The sequence below is a fragment of the Streptomyces sp. NPDC111628 genome, from assembly GCF_055635195.1.
The window spans coordinates 96,074-112,481 of record NZ_JBVKBZ010000001.1; the positions used below are offsets into that span (position 1 = coordinate 96,074).

General features: G+C 72.4%; 14 protein-coding genes and 1 tRNA gene. 8 read left to right on the forward strand and 7 right to left on the reverse strand.

What is annotated here, in order from left to right:
* Positions 1-52 precede the first annotated feature (52 nt).
* On the reverse strand, positions 53-790 hold the full coding sequence (locus ACZ7MF_RS00540; RefSeq protein ID WP_471473635.1) for a copper chaperone PCu(A)C domain-containing protein: 738 nt from the start codon (positions 788-790) through the stop codon (positions 53-55).
* Positions 791-1,457: 667 nt separating this feature from the next.
* Between ACZ7MF_RS00540 and ACZ7MF_RS00545 the strand changes: the two genes are divergently transcribed.
* The 7 genes from ACZ7MF_RS00545 (at position 1,458) to ACZ7MF_RS00575 (ending at position 9,639) form a co-directional block, all read left to right on the forward strand.
* Positions 1,458-1,940 (forward strand): CarD family transcriptional regulator, encoded by a 483-nt coding sequence (locus ACZ7MF_RS00545; RefSeq protein ID WP_003953493.1) that lies wholly within the window; start codon positions 1,458-1,460, stop codon positions 1,938-1,940.
* Between the two features lie 360 nt (positions 1,941-2,300).
* On the forward strand, positions 2,301-3,080 hold the full coding sequence (gene ispD / locus ACZ7MF_RS00550) for a 2-C-methyl-D-erythritol 4-phosphate cytidylyltransferase (protein ID WP_471475157.1): 780 nt from the start codon (positions 2,301-2,303) through the stop codon (positions 3,078-3,080).
* Entirely contained in the window at positions 3,070-3,582 is a 513-nt protein-coding gene (ispF, locus tag ACZ7MF_RS00555) for a 2-C-methyl-D-erythritol 2,4-cyclodiphosphate synthase (protein WP_471473637.1), read from the forward strand. Before ispD ends, ispF begins: the two co-directional genes overlap by 11 nt.
* Positions 3,583-3,773: 191 nt before the next feature.
* The gene (gene cysS, locus ACZ7MF_RS00560; RefSeq protein WP_471473639.1) at positions 3,774-5,174 is read left to right on the forward strand and encodes a cysteine--tRNA ligase; all 1,401 of its coding nucleotides are present in this window, start codon (positions 3,774-3,776) and stop codon (positions 5,172-5,174) included.
* 132 nt (positions 5,175-5,306) lie between these two features.
* Positions 5,307-6,251, forward strand: coding sequence for a 23S rRNA (guanosine(2251)-2'-O)-methyltransferase RlmB (gene rlmB / locus ACZ7MF_RS00565; RefSeq protein WP_471473640.1), 945 nt, complete (start codon positions 5,307-5,309; stop codon positions 6,249-6,251).
* 261 nt (positions 6,252-6,512) lie between these two features.
* The gene (locus ACZ7MF_RS00570) at positions 6,513-8,249 is read left to right on the forward strand and encodes a DoxX family protein (RefSeq protein WP_471473641.1); all 1,737 of its coding nucleotides are present in this window, start codon (positions 6,513-6,515) and stop codon (positions 8,247-8,249) included.
* A gap of 178 nt (positions 8,250-8,427) precedes the next feature.
* Entirely contained in the window at positions 8,428-9,639 is a 1,212-nt protein-coding gene (locus ACZ7MF_RS00575; RefSeq protein WP_471473643.1) for a lipase family protein, read from the forward strand.
* Positions 9,640-9,680: 41 nt separating this feature from the next.
* Here the strand turns inward: ACZ7MF_RS00575 and ACZ7MF_RS00580 are convergent, their stop codons facing one another.
* The 3 genes from ACZ7MF_RS00580 to msiK all read right to left on the reverse strand — a co-directional run bounded on the left by ACZ7MF_RS00580 (position 9,681) and on the right by msiK (position 12,286).
* Positions 9,681-10,418, reverse strand: coding sequence for a nucleotidyltransferase family protein (locus ACZ7MF_RS00580; protein ID WP_003974737.1), 738 nt, complete (start codon positions 10,416-10,418; stop codon positions 9,681-9,683).
* Between the two features lie 53 nt (positions 10,419-10,471).
* The gene (locus ACZ7MF_RS00585) at positions 10,472-10,927 is read right to left on the reverse strand and encodes a hypothetical protein (protein ID WP_471475158.1); all 456 of its coding nucleotides are present in this window, start codon (positions 10,925-10,927) and stop codon (positions 10,472-10,474) included.
* 222 nt (positions 10,928-11,149) lie between these two features.
* On the reverse strand, positions 11,150-12,286 hold the full coding sequence (msiK, locus tag ACZ7MF_RS00590; protein ID WP_471473645.1) for a diacetylchitobiose ABC transporter ATP-binding protein MsiK: 1,137 nt from the start codon (positions 12,284-12,286) through the stop codon (positions 11,150-11,152).
* Between the two features lie 218 nt (positions 12,287-12,504).
* Between msiK and ACZ7MF_RS00595 the strand changes: the two genes are divergently transcribed.
* Positions 12,505-12,578 (forward strand) — tRNA-Thr (locus tag ACZ7MF_RS00595).
* Between the two features lie 74 nt (positions 12,579-12,652).
* Here ACZ7MF_RS00595 and ACZ7MF_RS00600 read toward each other — a convergent pair.
* From ACZ7MF_RS00600 to ACZ7MF_RS00610, 3 genes are all read right to left on the reverse strand, one after another.
* Positions 12,653-14,290 carry an alpha/beta hydrolase gene (locus ACZ7MF_RS00600; protein ID WP_471473646.1) on the reverse strand — a complete coding sequence of 546 codons (1,638 nt, stop codon included), beginning with the start codon at positions 14,288-14,290 and terminating at the stop codon, positions 12,653-12,655.
* A 139-nt stretch (positions 14,291-14,429) separates the two neighbouring features.
* Positions 14,430-15,860: an NADase-type glycan-binding domain-containing protein gene (locus ACZ7MF_RS00605; protein ID WP_471473648.1), complete on the reverse strand. Its 1,431-nt coding sequence runs from the start codon at positions 15,858-15,860 to the stop codon at positions 14,430-14,432.
* Positions 15,857-16,366 carry a phage tail protein gene (locus tag ACZ7MF_RS00610; RefSeq protein WP_162833597.1) on the reverse strand — a complete coding sequence of 170 codons (510 nt, stop codon included), beginning with the start codon at positions 16,364-16,366 and terminating at the stop codon, positions 15,857-15,859. Before ACZ7MF_RS00610 ends, ACZ7MF_RS00605 begins: the two co-directional genes overlap by 4 nt.
* Positions 16,367-16,408: the final 42 nt, after the last annotated feature.

Here is a 16,408-nt window from a genome sequence, read left to right on the forward strand (position 1 = left end):
CCCGCCCTTCGGTCGTACGCCGGTGCGTCCGTACGGTGCGTCCGTACGGTGCTCAGTGGCCGGCTTCGGTGCCCGTACCGGTCTCGGTCTCGGTGCCGGTGCCCGTGCCGGTCTCGTCCGCGTCGCCGGTGGCCCCACCGGTGGACTCGTCCGTCCCGGGGGCCGTCTCGCCGTCCGCCGGGGTGCCCGAGGCCTCGCCGTCGGCCGGTTCGCCCGAGGTCTCCGCGGAGGCCTCCCCGGAGGGCTGCGCGGAGGCGCCCGGGGCCGCCGGGGTCTCGCTCGGGCCCCACTCGGCGAAGAAGCTCTCGGCGGGGACGACGAACGCGCGCAGGCTCACGGCGCCGGTCTCGCTGAAGTTGAAGGTGATCTTCTGTGCGTTGCCGTCCTGGACCGCCTCGCGGCTGCTGGGCAGGACCGCGGCGGCGTTGTCCTTGCCGCCGAGGATCAGGCGGCCGCCGGCCGGGACGGTCAGGTCGCCCTTCTCGCCCTTGGCGGGCTTCAGCTCGGCGGACTTGTCGGTACCGGCCACGGTGACGGACTCGAGGGTCTGGTCCTTGTCACCGCTGTTGAACAGGGTGGCGGAGACCACGGCCGGGCCGGTCGACTCCAGGTCGGGCTGGGTGATGACGACCGCGTTCTGGACCTTGATGTCGCCCACGGACGTCGCAGCGTTGTCCGGCTTGATCTCCAGCGTCTGGGCGTTGTGACCGGCGCCGCACGCGGCGAGCGAGGCGATCGAGAACGCGATGGCGGCGGCGGCGAGGGCACCGCGTCGAAGGCTGCTGCTCACGGCGGCGGCAACTCCTTGGACTCGAGCGGGGTGGCGGCAACGGATAAAGCCGCCCTAAGTGGCTGTCAGCGGCCTCAGGCTACCGAGCCGTTGTTGAGCCGCCGCACCCGACCCTCCCCGAAGACATCCGGCTTCGCTCGGCAGGCGGTAGGCGCCCGGGGCGGCACGGGCGCCGTCCCCGCGCGGTCGGGGCGCCGGCAGGTGTTGTTCCGGTGGGCCGTTTAGCGGCTCGTACTCGTCCGACATTCAGCTATGAAGCCCTGCGCCATACAGGTCGGGATCGGTACGCGAAATTTCCGTGAAGGAATGCGCGGGCGGCCAGGAAATTGATCACCGCGGGGCGGGTCGGGGGCGTGTCGTGATCAATTCCGGATTCGTCCGGAACCCTGCCGCGGCCTCCGAACGGAGTAGCGGAAGTCGCACGCACGGAACCGGACATATCGGGATCTTCGGGCAGATGGTGAGGGCTCCGGATGTGTGTGACGTGCGTGTTTCGACCGGCCTGGAGAGCGGCTCCGACCTGCGAATACTTTCTTCCGCTCGCCCGGCGCAGCACGTTCCTGTTGCTGTTGTCAAGCCCCGAGATATGCCCTGACCTGCGAAAACGCCATTCAGAAGACGCCGTTTCCGTGTTACCCTGGATAGCCACGGAAGGGGTACCTGTCACATGACGTTCAAGGTTGGCGACACCGTGGTCTATCCCCATCACGGGGCCGCGCTGATCGAGGCTATCGAAACTCGCCAGATCAAAGGCGTGGACAAGACCTACTTGGTGCTGAAGGTCGCCCAGGGCGACCTGACGGTACGTGTGCCAGCGGACAATGCGGAGTTCGTCGGCGTGCGTGATGTGGTCGGTCAGGACGGGCTGGACCGGGTCTTCGAAGTACTGCGCGCGCCGTACGCCGAAGAGCCCACGAACTGGTCGCGTCGTTACAAGGCAAACCTGGAGAAGCTCGCCTCCGGCGACGTCATCAAGGTCGCGGAAGTCGTGCGCGACCTGTGGCGCCGGGAGCGCGAGCGCGGACTCTCCGCAGGTGAGAAGCGCATGCTCGCCAAGGCCCGCCAGATCCTGGTGAGCGAGCTGGCTCTCGCGGAGAACACCAACGAGGACAAGGCGGAGGCCCTGCTCGACGAGGTGCTCGCCTCCTGATCCGACTGGATCCGAGGCGAGGCGCAGACCGTCACCCACTCGGTTCAGCGCACTGAAATGCCGCGGTGCCCGATGACATCTTTGCTGTCGCCGGGCGCTGCGGCATGTTCGTACCCGGACACCGTTTCCGGCATCCGGGCGTCCGGATGCCGATGATCCTCGTACGCTCATCCCGGGAGGTTTCCCCCGGTCCTGGTGTGCCGGGCCCGGGCTGCTGGCTCGACCAGGGTCACGGAAGGGTCCGGTCAAGGCATCGCGCCCGGCACGGTGAGGCCATACCCAACTAGGTCGAGCACACAAACCTGACAGGAACCGATGTCTGACGAATCGCGTCCCTCACCCGTCGAGACGCCTGCGGAGATGCCTGCGGAGACGTCCGCGGAGACATCTGCGGAGACGTCCGCCGCGGGCCGTCCGCCCGCCAGGACCGCCGCCGTGATTCCGGCCGCGGGCCGTGGCGTGCGACTCGGCCCGGGTGCCCCCAAGGCCCTGCGCGCGCTGAGCGGCACGCCCATGCTCATCCACGCGGTCCGGGCGATGGCCGCCTCCCGCGCGGTCTCCCTCGTCGTGGTCGTCGCCCCGCCCGACGGCGCGGGCGAGGTCAAGAGCCTCCTCGACGCACACGCGCTGCCCGAGAGGACGGACTTCGTCGTGGTGCCCGGCGGCGAGACCCGGCAGGAGTCGGTACGGCTCGGCCTGGACGCGCTGCCGCCGGAGTACGACATCGTCCTCGTGCACGACGCGGCCCGGCCGCTGGTGCCGGTGGACACGGTGGACGCCGTGATCGACGCCGTACGGGAGGGCGCGCCCGCGGTGGTGCCGGCGGTGCCGCTCGCCGACACCGTCAAGCAGGTCGAGCCGGCGCAGGTGCCGGGCGAACCGGAGCCGGTGGTGGCCACGCCCGAGCGGGCGCGGCTCCGCGCGGTGCAGACCCCGCAGGGTTTCGACCGCGCGACGCTGGTGCGGGCCCACGGGACGGTGACCGACGACGTCACCGACGACGCCAGCATGGTCGAGCAGCTGGGGCTCGCCGTGGTGGTGGTGCCGGGGCACGAGGAGGCGTTCAAGGTGACGCGGCCGCTCGACCTGGTGCTCGCGGAGGCGGTACTGGCGCGCAGGAGGCTGAACGATGGGTTCTGAGGGTTTCGAGACGGACGGGCTTCCCCTGCTGCCGCAGGTCGGGATCGGTACGGACATCCACGCCTTCGAGGACGGGCGTGAGCTGTGGTGCGCCGGGCTGAAGTGGGAGGGCGAGGGCACCGGGCTCGCGGGGCACTCCGACGCGGACGTCGTCGCGCACGCGGCGTGCAACGCGCTGTTCTCCGCGGCCGGGGCCGGGGACCTGGGGCAGCACTTCGGCACCGGGCGGCCGGAGTGGTCCGGGGCGTCCGGGGTGACGCTGCTGACGGAGGCGGCGCGGATCGTGCGGGCCCGGGGGTTCCGGATCGGGAACGTCGCGGTGCAGGTGGTCGGGGCGCGGCCGAAGATCGGCAAGCGGCGGGACGAGGCGGAGGCCGTGCTCTCCGGGGCGCTGGGGGCGCCGGTGTCCGTGTCGGGGGCGACGACGGACGGGCTGGGGTTCCCGGGGCGGGGGGAGGGGCTGATGGCGGTGGCCACGGCGTTGGTCGTGCGGGTGCCCTAGCCGGGCGGGGCGGTGGAGGGGTGCCGCCGGGGGACGCGCCGTGCGGGGCTCTGCCCCGCGCCCCGCCAGGGGCTCCGCCCCTGGACCCCGGCCTGTGCCCACCCACCACCCGACTCGCGGGGACAAGGAGTCGCCGCGACAACGGGGCATGTGCGCCCTTGGCACTGCTCGGCGCCTACTACCCTGGACACGTGACTATTCGCCTGTACGACACCAGCGCCCGGCAGATCCGTGACTTCGCCCCCCTCACGCCGGGCTGTGTCTCGATCTACCTGTGTGGCGCCACCGTGCAGGCCGCCCCGCACATCGGGCACATCCGGTCGGGGCTGAACTTCGACATCATGCGCCGCTGGTTCGCGTACCGCGGCTACGACGTCACGTTCGTCCGCAACGTCACCGACATCGACGACAAGATCATCAGGAAGGCGGCCGAGCAGGACCGCCCCTGGTGGTCCATCGGCTACGAGAACGAGCGGGCGTTCAACGACGCCTACGACGCCCTCGGCTGCCTGCCGCCGACGTACGAGCCCCGCGCCACCGGCCACATCACCGAGATGGTCGAGATGATGCGCGGCCTGATCGAGCGCGGGCACGCCTACGAGGCCGAGGGCAACGTCTACTTCGACGTACGGTCCCTGCCGGGCTACCTGTCGCTGTCCAACCAGGACCTCGACGAGCTGCGCCAGCCCTCCGAGGACGGCGAGACCGGCAAGCGGGACCTGCGCGACTTCGCCATGTGGAAGGCGGCCAAGCCCGGGGAGCCCAGCTGGGAGACGCCGTGGGGCCGGGGACGGCCCGGGTGGCACCTGGAGTGCTCCGCGATGGCGCACAAGTACCTGGGCGAGGAGTTCGACGTCCACGGCGGCGGGATCGACCTGATCTTCCCGCACCACGAGAACGAGATCGCCCAGGCCAAGGGGTTCGGCGACGCCTTCGCCCGCTACTGGGTGCACAACGCCTGGGTCACCATGAGCGGCGAGAAGATGTCCAAGTCGCTCGGCAACAGCGTGCTCGTGAGCGAGATGGTCAAGCACTGGCGCCCCGTCGTCCTGCGGTACTACCTCGGCACCCCGCACTACCGCTCCACCATCGAGTACAGCGAGGAGTCCCTGCGCGAGGCCGAGTCGGCGTACGCGCGGATCGAGGGCTTCGTGCAGCGCGTCACCGAGCTGGCCGGCCGCGCCGTCGAGCCCGCCGCCGAGGTGCCGCCCGCCTTCGCCGAGGCGATGGACGACGACCTGGGCGTCCCGCAGGCGCTCGCGATCGTGCACACCACCGTCCGGCAGGGCAACAGCGCGCTGGCCGCCGACGACAAGGACGCCGCCGTGGCACGGCTCGCCGAGGTGCGGGCCATGCTGGGCGTGCTCGGGCTCGACCCGCTGGACGCGCGGTGGGCCGGGGAGCAGGAGCAGGGCGAGGACCTGCGGCACGTCGTCGACAGCCTCGTGCGGCTCGTGCTCGACCAGCGCGAGGGCGCGCGGGCGCGGAAGGACTGGGCCACCGCCGACGCCATCCGCGACCAGCTCGGGCAGTCCGGACTGGTCATCGAGGACAGCCCGCAGGGGCCCCGCTGGAGCCTCGGCTCCCGCTGACCCGAGCCGGGACCCGTGGACCGACCCGTAGATCGATTGTGCCGCCCGGCCCTCCGGGCGGCACACTGCATAAGACGCACCACCACGCCAAGCACCACGCACACTCCCGTAGAGAGCGGAGACAGGTAACTCATGGCCGCGAACAACCGCCGCATGTCCGGCAAGAAGGGCGCGCAGGTCGGCAGCGGCGGCAAGCGACGCCGGGGCCTGGAAGGCAAGGGGCCGACGCCCCCCGCCGAGATGCGCAAGGGGCACGCCAAGCAGCGTGCCGCCAACGCGAAGGCCCGCCGTACCACGGGCGGCCGCCCGCAGCAGCGGCGCGGCGGCGGCCGGTCGACGTCCGAGCTGGTCGTCGGCCGCAACCCGGTCTACGAGGCGCTGCGCGAGGGCGTGCCCGCCTCCACGCTCTACGTCCAGCAGTTCATCGACAACGACGAGCGGGTGCGCGAGGCCCTCCAGCTCGCCGCCGAGCGCGGTGGCATCAACCTCATGGAGGCGCCGCGTCCCGAGCTGGACCGGATGACCAACGGGCTCAACCACCAGGGGCTCGTCCTCCAGGTCCCGCCGTACGAGTACGCGCACCCCGAGGACCTGGTCGCCGCCGCCCACGACGAGGGCGTGGACCCGCTGATCGTCGCGCTCGACGGCGTGACCGACCCGCGCAACCTGGGCGCGGTCGTCCGCTCCGTCTCCGCCTTCGGCGGCCACGGCGTCGTCGTGCCCGAGCGGCGCGCGGCCGGCATGACGGCGGGCGCGTGGAAGACGTCCGCCGGTACGGCCGCCCGTACGCCGGTGGCCCGCGCCACCAACCTCACCCGGGCGCTGGAGTCGTACCAGAAGGCCGGCATCACGGTCGTCGGCCTCGCCGCCGACGGCGAGGCCGAACTCGGCGACCTGGCGGCCCTGGACGGTCCCGTGGTCATCGTCGTGGGCAGCGAGGGCAAGGGACTGTCGCGGCTCGTCGGCGAGACCTGCGACTTCCGGGTCAGGATCCCGATGCCGGGTGGCGCCGAGTCCCTCAACGCCGGTGTGGCGGCCGGGATCGTGCTGTACGAGGCGGCGCGTAGGCGCGGCTGACTCGGGCGCGAGGGAGCGGTGCCCGCCGGTCGGAGGCCGGCGCAGCCGTGCGAAGCCGCGCAGCGTGCGAGTGCGGCAGAGGGAGGGGCCGCCGGTGTGGCGGCCGGGATCGTGCTGTACGAGGCGGCGCGTCGGCGTTCCTGAACGGGTGTTCGCGGCGTAGCTCGTACGGGGTGTTCCGGGCGGTCCGGACATGCTTGACGCGGTCCGGACAGATCGGGCCGGTCAAGGCAGTGTCCTAACGACACATCACTCGGTTAGATGAGTGTGGACACCAGAACACCCCGCACACCCACGGGGGACCGCTCGTCGGGATACGACGACGCTCCCGCGCTGAGCATGGTGAAGGTGCCGAGCGATCCGGCCCAGGTCATCGTCAACCACGCGAGCTTCCGCGTGCAGTTCGGTGCCTCCGCGCGGCGGACCCAGTCCCCGCGGATCGCGCGGCACCTGAGCGCCACCCAGGACACCGCCCGCATGCCCGCCGCCCCGGCCGCGGGCCGCCGCCGCGCCGTCGTCTGGAGCGGGCGGTCCGACCCGGACGACACCGGCGCGCACCGGCTGCTCCAGGCCGTGCGGGCGGGAGCCGGTCAGCACGCCGAGGGCCCGGCCGCCGACCGCTCCGCCGACGCCGGAGCCACCCAGGTCATCCCCCGGGTCGACCTCGACGACGGCCCCCTGGACTACGACGACGGCCCCGCCACCCAGACGCTGGAGACCCCCCTGGTCGGCGCCCAGCGCGGCCCGGTCCCCGACGGCACCCGGCTGCTGCCCGCCATGCGCACCGTCGGCAGCGCCTACGACGAGCCGGCCTACGACGACTCCGCCTACGGCACGCAGGAGTTCGGGACCGGCCCCGGCGGCTACGGCGACGACGGCTACGGCCCCGACTACGACGAGACCGGGCGAGGGGGCGAGCCCCGCAGCCGGCGCCGCACCGACGACCCGGCACGGCACGCCTACTTCCCCGGCCGCCGGATGAACCTCGGCGTCGTCCTGCTCCCGCTGCGCGTCTTCCTCGGCTTCATCTCCATCTACGCCGGCATGGGCAAGCTCTGCGACCCCGTCTACTTCGACGGCGGCGAGCGCGGCTCCATGGTCAAGTGGCTCAACACCCTGCACCCCTGGGACGTCGCGGAGCCGCTGCGCCAGTTCGCCCTCGCCCACCCGGTGGGCGCCGGGCTGGTCATCGCCTTCCTCCAGGTGCTGGTGGGCGTCCTGACGGTCCTCGGCTGCTGGCAGCGCGTGGCCGCCGTCATCGGCGCCGGCCTGTCCGCCGCGCTCCTGGTCACCGTCAGCTGGAAGAGCGTCCCGGTCTACGACGCGCCCGACATCATCTACCTCGCCGCTTGGTCCCCGCTGATCATCGCCGGGGCCCCCGTCTACTCCGTGGACGGCAGGCTCGCGGGCAGCGCCTGGCGCCGGCTCGGCCCCCGCTCCGACATCTGGGACCTGCGACGCTACGTCCTGCGCCGCGGCGCGCTCATCACCTTCCTCGTCGCCGGTGTCACCCTCCTCGTCGGCTCCGTCCTCGGCGGTGCCGTCCGGGACGCCGACCGCGTGGTCGTCCCCGGGCCCGGCGAGTCCCCGCGCAACGAACTGCCCGGCTCCCCGCTCCCGCAGGACCCCGGCACGCGGGGACCGAAGACCTCGTCCCCGGAGGCCTCCGCCTCCCCGACCCAGGGCGCCACGGGCGACAGGTCCAGCCCCTCCCAGGACGCGGCGACCACCCCCGGAGCGACCCGCGACAGCAGCGGCACCGCCACCGGCGGCGGTACGCCGACCCAGACCCAGGGCACCACGGGCCAGGCCCCGCCCCGGCAGTCGTCCCCGGCCGAGCGGGCGCCGAGCACCACGGCGGGACCGACCACGGGCGGCACCTCGTCCGGCGGCAGCGGCGGCGGGGGCTCCACCGGCGGAACCGGCAGCGGCGAGGGCGGCGGCTCGTCCTCCACCGGCGAGCCGGGCGGCCGCCTGGTGGGCGGCCTCCTGGGCTAGGCCGACGTGTGCGCCCCGCTCCCGGTGACAACCAGGCGCGGGGCGCGTGCCGTTGGAAGGCGGGCGACCGTAGGGGGTGGGGCATCCGCATCCCCTGCGGACTCCGAGGGGTTTTCCCCCGTACGGCCCGGGGGGTCGCTCCATGTTCCGGCCGATCGGCCGACGGCAAGATCCAGCTATGACTTTACGGCGAACAAGAATCCGGATTCTGGCTGGTGCGGCGGTCCTCGGCAGTGTGTCCGCCCTGGTGGCTCCGGCCTCGGCGGCGGCCGGATCCCACAGCGAGCGGGCACAAGGCGGGGCCGTCGTCTCCGTCGAGCAAGCGGCCGATCTCACAGCGGAGGAAGTGGCCGGGGAACTCCAGGGAAAAATAGACACGTCCCAGGTCCGCTACGGCGTGACCGCCTACCGGGTCACCTACCGCACCACTGACAGCTCGGGCACCCCCACGACCGCGAGCCAGCTGGTCGTCCTGCCCAAGAACAGGGCGCGCCACCTGTCCACCGTCTCCTGGCTGCACGGCACCACCGTCTACCGCAAGGACGTCGCCTCGGAGAATCCGGAGTCGAACGACCGGCTTGTCGCCCTGCTGTTCGGCTCGACCGGGCGGGCCGTTTCGGCGCCCGACTACGTGGGCCTCGGCTCGGGCGAGGGCTTCCACCCCTACGGTGACCCCAGGGCCACCGTCGCGGCCTCGGTGGACGGCCTGCGCGCGGCCCGGACACTCGCGCACCGGAACGGCCGGGAGCTGAAGCGGAAGGTTCAGGTCAGCGGGTTCTCGCAGGGCGGCCCCGCGACCATGCTGGTGGGCCGGGCGCTTCAGCAGGAGGGCGCCGACCGCTACTTCGGACTGGGGGCACTCGCCCCGGTCAGCGGCCCCTACAACCTTTCGGCCTTCGAGGCCGCCGCGGCCGACGACAAGATCGCCAAATCCGGCATCTACCTCGCCTACTTCGTCACCGCCTGGAACAAGATGTACGGCCTCTACACGTCGCCCGGTGAGGCCTTCCGCTCCCCCTACGACAGCAAGGTGGAGGGTCTCTTCGACGGTCATCACACCGCCGGGCAGATAGTCGGCGAGCTCCCCACGGCCTCCAAGGACCTGTTCACCGAGGACTTCCTGAACAGGATCCGCAAGCCCGACGGTGTCCTGAAGGACAGACTGCGCCCGATGGACAACACGTGCGACTGGCGGCCGAACGTACCGGTGGAGATCTTCCACGGCCGGGGCGACAAGGACGTCGACTTCAGTCACTCGGCGTACTGCGCCGACCAGTTGACGAGGAACGGCGCTGCTCCCCGGCTGACCGACGTCGGCGACTACGACCACAACGGATCGGTGCGACAAGCCCTGCCCTCGGTCATCAGGTTCTTCGACGACAAGGCTTGAGGGGGTAGCTGGGCCGCGCTTCCGCAGCCTGACGGGCCCCCTCAGCGGCCGCTCAGGGCCGCCAGTTCCCGGGCCGCCTCCGTCAGGTCCTTCGCGGTGTCGATCGCGCGCCAGTAGGAGCCCTGGGGGATCGGGAAGCCGGCCAGGCGGTGTTCGCGGGCCAGGCGGGGGAAGGTGGTGCGCTCGTGGTCGCCGCGTTCCGGGAGCATCGCGGCGAACTCCGGCGAGAAGACGTAGACGCCCGCGTTGATCTCGAAGGTCGACGGCGGCGCCTCGATGAAGTCGGTGATGTGGCCGAAGCCGTCCGTCTGCACGGCGCCCCACGGCAGCCGCGGGCGGGCCAGCGCGAGGGTCGCGACGGCGTCCCGCTCGGCGTGGAAGTCGGCCATGTCGCGCAGCGAGAAACGGGTCCAGATGTCGCCGTTGGTGGCGTACCAGGACCGGTCCGGGTGCGGGAGGTGGGCGGCGGCGTACCTGAGGCCGCCGCCTCGGCCCAGCGGCTCGGTCTCCACGACGGTGGTGACGGAGAGCGGCAGGTCGGCGCTCTCCAGCCACTTCTGCAGCACCTCGGCGAGGTGGCCGCAGGAGACCACGACGTCGGTGACGCCCTCCTCGGCGAGCCAGGCGAGCTGGTGGCCGATGATCGGGGTCCCGGTGCCCGGGATCTCGACCATCGGCTTGGGCCGGTCGTCGGTGTAGGGGCGCAGCCGGGAACCCTGCCCGCCGGCCAGGACGACGGCTTGAACGGGGCGGCGGGACGCGGCGTTCGGATCGGTCATGCCCGAACTGTACGCGGCGCCCCGCCCGCCTCCGGAGGGTGCCGGGGCCTGTCCTAGCCGTGCGCGGCCAGGACGCCCGAGGCGAAGGCGGTGTCGCAGACGGGGCGGGCGTAGGACTGGGCGCGCGTGGGGCCGTAGACCTTCACCGCGGCGCGGCCGAGGGCGCGCGCGATGGTCGCGCAGTGGTCGGCCAGCGACGGGCGCTCGTTCACCGCCTGCTGGAGGTGGGTCAGCGCGACGCCCGGGTCCTCCTCCTGCAGCTCGGTCAGCAGCCGGTCGCGCAGCACCTCGTGCGGGGCGCGGGCGGCGCGGGCGGAGGACGCCTTGGGCGAGGTGGCCTCCGACGCGGCGAGCACCGAGTCCGAGGGATCCCCGGACCAGTTGACGCGGGTGACCGCGAGAGTCCCGGAGAGCACCAGGACGACGGGCAGGACGAAGGCGAGAGAGCGGCCGATCCGGCGGGCGGGGCCCCGGCCGCGTCGCGTCTGTCGGGTGGTGGAGTGCTTCACGGAGTGCTTCACGCGAGTGAGGGTAGCGCCCGGTAATGATTTGGCGACATTTAGTCACCCTATCGGGGGATGAAGAGCGGCCGTGAACGGGATAGGAGATTGACGAACAACGGTCGAAACGTCCGTTGTGCCGGGGTATTTGTCGACAACGAAAAGAGCCCCGCAGCAGGCCGCGGGGCTCTTTTCGTCAACGCGGGTGAAATCACCCGGTCGCGTGGTTTCTCAGTCGGTGAGGCGCTCGCCCGTGGAGGACGAGAACACGTGGATCTCGCCCGGACGCGGCACGACGTGGACGGTCGTGCCCTTCTCCGGCACCGCGCGGCTGCTGACGCGGACCACGAGGTCCTTCGTCTCGCCGCCGACCTCGACCGTGCCGTAGATGTAGCCGTCGGCGCCGGTCTCCTCCACGACGTTCACCGAGACCGCGAGTCCGGCCGGGGCGTCCGCCGAGTCCTTCGACAGGGTCTTGGCCGCGCCGCCGTTCAGCTCCACGACGTCGAAGTGCTCCGGGCGGACACCGACGGTGACCGTGCGGTCGCCCTTGTCGGAGGCGGCCTTCAGGGCGTCGCGGTTGACCGGGACGACGCTGTTGCCGAACTTCACGCCGCCGTCGGCGATCGGGACCTCGACCAGGTTCATGGCCGGGGAGCCGATGAAGCCGGCGACGAAGAGGTTCGCGGGCTTGTCGTACATGTTCCGCGGGGAGTCGACCTGCTGGAGCAGACCGTCCTTGAGGACCGCCACGCGGTCGCCCATCGTCATGGCCTCGACCTGGTCGTGGGTGACGTAGACGGTGGTGATGCCCAGGCGGCGCTGGAGCGAGGCGATCTGCGTACGGGTGGAGACGCGGAGCTTGGCGTCCAGGTTGGACAGCGGCTCGTCCATGAGGAACACCTGCGGCTCACGCACGATCGCGCGGCCCATCGCCACACGCTGGCGCTGACCGCCGGAGAGCGCCTTCGGCTTGCGGTCCAGGTACTCGGTGAGGTCGAGGATCTTCGCGGCCTCCTCGACCTTCTGCCGGATCTCCGCCTTGTTGACGCCCGCGATCTTGAGCGCGAAGCCCATGTTGTCGGCGACCGACATGTGCGGGTACAGCGCGTAGTTCTGGAACACCATGGCGATGTCCCGGTCCTTCGGCGGCAGGTGCGTCACGTCGCGGTCACCGATGCGGATGGCGCCGCCGTTGACGTCCTCGAGCCCGGCGAGCATCCGGAGCGAGGTGGACTTGCCGCAACCGGACGGGCCGACCAGGACGAGGAACTCGCCGTCCTCGATGTCGATGTCGAGACCGTCGACGGCGGGCTTCGTGGAACCCGGGTACACACGGGTCGCCTTGTCGAACGTAACAGTGGCCATGATGAAGGGCCCCCTTCTACCGGCAGGAACGTGCCGGACGATCCGTTGTAGGAAGGTGGTGGTGTAGTCCACACGGGTGAAGCTGAGCAGGACGGTACCCGCCGTTCACCTGATCTGTCAGTAGCTGGGAGTCTGTGAATTTCGCCGAAATTTTCGAATCACATCGTTCACCGGCTCTGTGTACAGTGGAGCAGCCTGCGCGCGCCCGACGCGCGCGTGCCTCCTTAGCTCAGCTGGTCAGAGCGCCGCTCTTGTAAAGCGAAGGTCGTCGGTTCGAATCCGACAGGGGGCTCCGCAGCCGGCACGCCGACGCCCCCGCGATCTCGGATCGCGGGGGCGTCGGGCGTGCGGCCGGGGGCCCGGGTGCTATTTGCCTTCCGGCAGGGGTTCCGCCTCGCAGACCGTGCCGGGCTTCGGGAGGGTGCCGTTCAGCAGGTAGGCGTCGACGGCGTTCTGGACGCACGTGTTGCCGCTGTCGTAGGCGCCGTGGCCCTCGCCCTCGTACGTCAGCTCGATGCCCACCTTCTCGCCGAGGCGCTGCGCCATGCGGGCGGCGCCCTCGTAGGGGGTGGCCGGGTCGCCGGTGTTGCCGACGAGGAGGACCGGGGGCGCGCCCGGGGCGCTGACCTCGGGGTGCCGGGCGGCTCCGGGGACCGGCCAGCCGTCGCAGGACAGGGTGCTCCAGGCGAGGCCGGGGCCGAAGAGGGGGGAGGCCTCGAGGAAGTCCGGCAGGCGGGACAGGACGTCCGCGACGGTGTAGCGGCTGCTGGAGTCGTCGCAGGTGATGGCCCTGAAGGCGTCGTCCTCGTTGCTCTCCTCGTCCGTCGTGTCGTCGTCCGTGTCGCCGCCCGTGCCGTGCTGGCCGAGGGCTTCGGCGAGGTCGTGCAGGACGTCGCCGTCGTCGTCGGCGGCTGCTTCCAGGCCGACCCGGAGCGCGGGCCAGTAGTCCTGCCGGTAGAGGGCGCCGGTGACGGCTGCGAGGAGGGCGTCGCCGTCGAGTTCGCCGTCGTCCGGGGTGGGCAGGGGGGTGTCGTCCAGGGCCGCTTCGAGGCCGACGACGAGGTCCACGATGTCCTCGGCGTCGTCGCCCAGCGTGCAGCCCTGGCGGGCGCACCAGGCGGCGAAGTGCTCGAAGGCGAGCTGGAAGCCGCCGGCCTGGGCGAGGGCTTCCTCCATCATGTCGTGGGTCGGGTCGACGACACCGTCGAGTACGGCCCGGCCGACGTGCTCGGGGAACAAGTGGGCGTAGACGCCGCCGAGTTCGGTGCCGTAGGAGATGCCGAGGTAGTGCAGCTTCTCGTCGCCGAGGACCTGGCGCATCAGGTCCATGTCCTGGGCGGCCTGGGTGGTGCCGACGTAGGGGAGGACGTCGCCGGAGTTCTTCTTGCAGGCGGCCGCGGTCTCCCGGTTGAAGCGGACGAGCGCGTTGGTCTCGTCGCCCCCGTCGTCGGGGATGTTGTCGATCTCGTCCTCGTCGGGGAGGCCGGCGTCCAGGCAGCGCACGGCGCTGCTGTCGCCGACGCCGCGCGGGTCGAAGCTGACGAGGTCGTAGCGGGTGCGGAGTTTCTCGTAGTCGGCGGCCAGGCCGGGAAGGGTGGCGACGCCGGAGCCGCCGGGGCCGCCGAAGTTGAAGAGCAGGGAGCCGATCCGGTCGTCCGGGGCGCCGCTGGAGCGGGCCCGGATCAGTGCGAGGTCCATGGACTTGCCGGAGGGGTTCTTCCAGTCCAACGGCGTGCGCAGGGTGGCGCACTGCCACCGGGTGCCGTCGGGGAGCGCCGCGGGTGCCTCGCCGCCGCCCTGGGCGGGGGAGGGGGCGGGGCAGGCCTTCCAGTTCAGGGACTGGTCGCGGAGCTTGGTCAGGGCCTGTGCGTCGGTGGTGGTGCCGCCGGTGTCGCCTTGCCGGTCGCCGTCCGGGTCCGTGGGCGCGCAGGCCGTCAGGGAGGAGGCGAGCAGGGTGGCCGTGGACAGCAGGACGGCGGTGGATATCGCTCGTGCTGTGGGCATGGCCTCAGCCTCTGGCGGCCCGGCGCGCGACGCATGGTGTGGCGTCCGTTCGGGTGCAACGCGGCTGGCTCGGGGTGGGCGCGGGGCCCCGCCGGTCTCGGGACGAGGACGACGTCTCGTGGCGGGGCCCCGGCTGGTGTCAGGAGGAGCGGTTGGCGCTGGAGGGACCGAAGAACTCGATCTCGGAGATGGCCACCTGCTTCTTGGCGGATGCCGCGTGGGCGGATTCGATGGTGAAGCGGACCTTGGTGACCTCGCCGACGCGGAACGGGCGTCGCTGGCCGCCGGCGCCCTGGTCCAGGGTGAGGTCGCGGGTCTTGACCGACCCGTCCTTCATGGTGATCGTCGCCTTGATGCGGTGCGGCAGGGCCGACTCCTGGAGCTTGTTGGCGCGGGAGGAGACGCCGGGGGTGATGATCACGTCCAGGAGGCGGGTCGGCTCCGTGAAGGTGGCCTCGATCCACTGGCCCTGGCCGGACTCCGTGATGCCCGGCCCCCACCAGGTGTTGCTGAGCTTGTCGATGAGGAGTTCCGGCTGGTGGCCGGGGAAGGAGCGCGAGGCCTTGATGCCGTCCGGGGAGACCGGGGCGCGCTTGGCGAAGTGGTCGCGGGTGTTCTGGACGCCGTCGGGGATGTACATGAAGCCGAGGACGGCCAGGGTGGCCACGACGGCGAGGGTGATCCAGGTGCCGATGCGGTCGAAGACGCGGCGCAGGCGGGGGCGGTCGCCGGCCCACGGGGTCTCCCGGCGCCGCCCGCCGAAGAGCCGCCGCCACCAGGGGGCGCGCACGGCGGCCTGGTCGCCGCTCGCGACCAGCGGCATGGCGCAGCGGGCGCAGTAGTGGCGGTCGGGGCGGTTGGGGGTGGAGCACCACGGGCAGGGCGGCCCGTTGGCGATGTCCGGCTGGTGGCCGGGGGCGCGGACCTGCGGCCGGTCCGCGTCGGGGCGGCCGGGCAGGACGGGGGCGACGGCGGGCGGTGCCGCCGGGGCGGGGGCCTCGGGGTCGGCGACGGGGACGAGGAGCGAGCGGGCCCGGTCGGACATGGTGTCGGTGAGCGCGTTCGGGGCGGGCGCGGAGGCGGCGGCGGAGGGAACCGGGGCGGTCGGGGCGGTCTCGTCGGTGCCGTACGTGGGGGCGGCACCGACGCCACGCGGTGCGCCGTCCCGGTGCGTGCCGTCCGGTTCGGGGGCCGCTCCCGCGCGGTCCGCGTCGTGGGCGCCCGGCGTGCCGCCCGCGCCGGGGGTGTCACGCGGGGCGGCCGGGGCGTCGGCGGCCGGGCTGCTCGCCGCGCCCGCCGGGTTGCGCGGCTGGGGCAGGGTCGGGTTCTCCCCGATGGCGCCGGCCGGTTCGTCGGCGGGTGCCGTGGCCGGACGGCCGGTGCGGGCGGGGGGCACGCCCGCACCGGCGAAGGCGTCGAAGCCGGGGCGCTGGTCGGACGTGGCGGCGGCGGGCTGCGCGGTGCGGGCGGCACCGGCCTGGTCCCAGCTGAGTACGGCGCCGCACGCGTCGCAGAAGGACTGGCCCGGTTCCGCGGGGGTTCCGCACTCGGCGCAGTTCTGCGTGGTCATCTCTCCGGGGTCCTTTCGGAGGCGGTCACTTCGACCGTGTAGGGCATGTGGGCGGGGCGGGCGGCGGCGACGAGGGCGTCCAGCCGATGGGTGTCGGCCGGTCTGGGGTCGGGCAGCCGGAGGGCGACGTGCAGGCGCGGGCGGGGTCTGCCGGGGAACGGGCCCAGCGGCCGGGCGTTCCATTCGGCGCCGCCGCTCTCGGTGATCTCCGGCTCGACGCCGAAGGCCAGCCGGACGGCCTCGGACAGGCCCTGCCGGGTGCCGCGTACGCGGTGCAGCCGGGCGGCGGCGGCGACGGCGGCGCGCAGCCGGGCCTCGGGTTCGGTGCCGTCGGTCTCGGCGCCGACCCAGGTGCCGAGCCACTGGGCGAAGTCGGCCGGGGTGAGGGCGGGGTCGAAGTAGGTGTCCAGGCAGTCCAGGACGCTGAGGATGGGTGCGAGGACGTCGTCGAGCCCGCCGACGAAGCGCAGCGCGAGATCGTCGTCGGCGAAGACGGCCGGGAGCATGGAGCTGATGGGCAGCGAGGAGCCGAGTCCGTCGACGGAGCC

Coding starts and splice junctions, on each gene's coding strand:
- ACZ7MF_RS00545 (WP_003953493.1), top strand. CDS start 1,458: ATGACGTTCAAGGTTGGCGACACCGTGGTCTATCCCCATCACGGGGCC.
- ispD (WP_471475157.1), top strand. CDS start 2,301: ATGCCTGCGGAGACGTCCGCGGAGACATCTGCGGAGACGTCCGCCGCG.
- ispF (WP_471473637.1), top strand. CDS start 3,070: ATGGGTTCTGAGGGTTTCGAGACGGACGGGCTTCCCCTGCTGCCGCAG.
- rlmB (WP_471473640.1), top strand. CDS start 5,307: ATGGCCGCGAACAACCGCCGCATGTCCGGCAAGAAGGGCGCGCAGGTC.
- ACZ7MF_RS00570 (WP_471473641.1), top strand. CDS start 6,513: ATGAGTGTGGACACCAGAACACCCCGCACACCCACGGGGGACCGCTCG.
- ACZ7MF_RS00575 (WP_471473643.1), top strand. CDS start 8,428: ATGACTTTACGGCGAACAAGAATCCGGATTCTGGCTGGTGCGGCGGTC.
- ACZ7MF_RS00580 (WP_003974737.1), bottom strand. CDS start 10,418: ATGACCGATCCGAACGCCGCGTCCCGCCGCCCCGTTCAAGCCGTCGTC.
- msiK (WP_471473645.1), bottom strand. CDS start 12,286: ATGGCCACTGTTACGTTCGACAAGGCGACCCGTGTGTACCCGGGTTCC.
- ACZ7MF_RS00600 (WP_471473646.1), bottom strand. CDS start 14,290: ATGCCCACAGCACGAGCGATATCCACCGCCGTCCTGCTGTCCACGGCC.
- ACZ7MF_RS00605 (WP_471473648.1), bottom strand. CDS start 15,860: ATGACCACGCAGAACTGCGCCGAGTGCGGAACCCCCGCGGAACCGGGC.
- ACZ7MF_RS00610 (WP_162833597.1), bottom strand. CDS start 16,366: ATGCTCCCGGCCGTCTTCGCCGACGACGATCTCGCGCTGCGCTTCGTC.